General features: G+C 70.7%; 4 protein-coding genes. 2 read left to right on the top strand and 2 right to left on the bottom strand.

The window, feature by feature from the left end; all coding sequences use genetic code 11:
• On the bottom strand, positions 1–187 hold a 187-nt coding region (locus ACFQ36_RS22320), incomplete at its 3' end, for a hypothetical protein (protein ID WP_377017699.1).
• Between the two features lie 205 nt (positions 188–392).
• On the opposite strand from ACFQ36_RS22320, the gene ACFQ36_RS22325 reads away from it, so the two are divergent.
• A complete protein-coding gene (locus ACFQ36_RS22325; protein ID WP_377017701.1) occupies positions 393–773 on the top strand; it encodes a VOC family protein in 381 nt (126 codons plus the stop codon).
• A 97-nt stretch (positions 774–870) separates the two neighbouring features.
• Here ACFQ36_RS22325 and ACFQ36_RS22330 read toward each other — a convergent pair whose 3' ends face one another.
• Entirely contained in the window at positions 871–1,263 is a 393-nt protein-coding gene (locus ACFQ36_RS22330; protein WP_377017703.1) for a DUF5997 family protein, read from the bottom strand.
• Between the two features lie 125 nt (positions 1,264–1,388).
• On the opposite strand from ACFQ36_RS22330, the gene ACFQ36_RS22335 reads away from it, so the two are divergent.
• On the top strand, positions 1,389–2,072 hold a 684-nt coding region (locus ACFQ36_RS22335; protein ID WP_377017705.1), incomplete at its 3' end, for a LysR family substrate-binding domain-containing protein.

Here is a 2,072-nt window from a genome sequence, read left to right on the forward strand (position 1 = left end):
CCGCGGCCAGCCACAGCACCGGCCCGAGGACCGGAACCAGGACGACGGCAGCGGCCCGGGCCGCCCTGGCTGCGCTGCCGTGGCACTCGCGGCGGAACACGCTCACCAGCGCGCCGGCGGCCAGCAGCAGGGCAAACAGGCCGCCGAACAGGACCGCGGGCAGCCAGAAAAGGCAGTCCCAAGGCATCGCGGCTCCCCCGTCCGTTGCTGTACCCCGGTGGCTTCCGCCCCTGCGGTGCCGGGTGCTTCCGACTGTACCGACACGATCCCGGCCCCGGGGTCAGTCCTGGGGAGGATTTTCCGCCCGGGACATGCACCCGGCGGCAGCACCTCAGCGCTGTGGAACGCGGACATAAGCCGATGAACGCCGCGACCCGGGTAGGGTTCCAACCATGCGAATCAAGATGTGCAGCATCCATGTCACGGACCCCGCCGAAGCCTTCGCCTTCTACACCCGGACGCTGGGTTTCCAAGAACTCATGGCGATGCCCGAGTACAACCTCTACATCGTGAAGTCTCCGGACGAGGGGCAGGGGACCGGCCTGCTGCTCGAACCCAGCGACAACCCGGTGGGCGAGGCCTATCGGCGGGGCGTGTACGAGGCCGGCCTGCCGGCCGTTGTCTTCGGCGTGCCGGACGTGCAGGCCGAGTACGAGCGCCTGTCCGGCCTGGGCGTGAAGTTCACCGCCGAGCCGGCGCCGGATCCCTCCGGGGCGGTGGCCGCCGTGTTCGACGACGGCTGCGGCAACCTCGTCCAGCTCCACCAGGACTGACCGGCCCGTTCCCGCCCGGTGCGCCGCGACATGGCTCCGCGCTGCAGGAATGTCCCGCAGCGCGGAGCCGGTTCGCGGGCAAACCGGGAGGGCCGGGCTACCTGCCGGCCTTCTTGGCGGCCTTTTCCTTGTCCTTCACGCGCTTGGCTTCGGCCCGTACGGCGGCCTGGGTGGCCCGCTCGGCGACCAGCCACTGCGGCGGGTTCTGCAGCAGCTCGCTGATCTGCGCCGTCGTCAGCGGCTCGTTGACACCGCCGCGGGCCAGACCGCCGATCGAGACGTTCAGTTTGCGCGCGACCTCCGGCCGCGGGTGCGGGCCGTTGCGCCGCAGCTCGGACAGCCAGGCCGGCGGATTGGACTGCAGCTCGTTGAATTCGGCACGCGAGATTGGATTGTCCTGGAACTCCTGCGGCGCCGCCGGCAGGTAGATGCCCAGCTTCTTGGCGGCCGTGGCCGGCTTCATGGACTGGGATGGCTTCTCGCTGGTCATGGAATAAGCCTAGCGCCCGCCGCCTCTCCCGCACGCTTTGCGCACCGGCAGCGCCCCGGCCGGGGCCCTGCGTTAGTGTGATGACGTGCCGGAGAACTGCCCGGCACCCGAGGCCGGAGGAACAGATGGACCAGGAACACCCAGCCGCACGGTCCCTGTCGGTGGGATTCGTCCCCGGTGTCACTCCCGGGAAATGGACCCGGCGCTGGGAGGAACGGCTGCCGGACATCCCGTTGACCGTTTTCCAGTGCACCGAGGCGGAACAGCTGCAGATCCTGCGCGACGGCCGGGCGGACCTGAGCTTTGTCCGCCTGCCGGTGGACCGCGAGGGCCTGAGCCTGATCCCGCTGTACGAGGAGCTGCCCGTTGTGGTCGCGCCCAGGGAACACGACGTCGCCCTGTATGACGACGAGGTCCCGCTGGCCGCGCTGGCGGGGGAGAATGTCCTGGACCCGGAGGCCATGGGCGGTGCCAAGACGGGCATCGAGGTGGTGGCTTCCGGGGCCGGCGTGATGATCCTGCCGATGTCCGTGGCCCGGCTGTACAACCGCAAGGACGTGGTCTGCAAGCCGGTGTCCGGGGCCGAGGGGACCCGGATCGGCCTGGCCTGGCTCAGCGAGCGCACCGACGAGACCATCGAGGAATTCATCGGCATCGTCCGGGGGCGGACCGCCCGAAGCTCCCGCCAGCCCTCGGTGCAGCAGGAGCAGCAGGGCAAAAAGGCCCGCAAGCCTTCGGGCCAGGACAAGGCGGGCGGCACGGTGCCGCGGCGCACGCCGAAGGGCCGGGGCCCGCAGCGCGGCCGCCGG

The sequence above is a fragment of the Arthrobacter sp. GCM10027362 genome, from assembly GCF_042679445.1.
GTDB lineage: Bacteria > Actinomycetota > Actinomycetes > Actinomycetales > Micrococcaceae > Crystallibacter.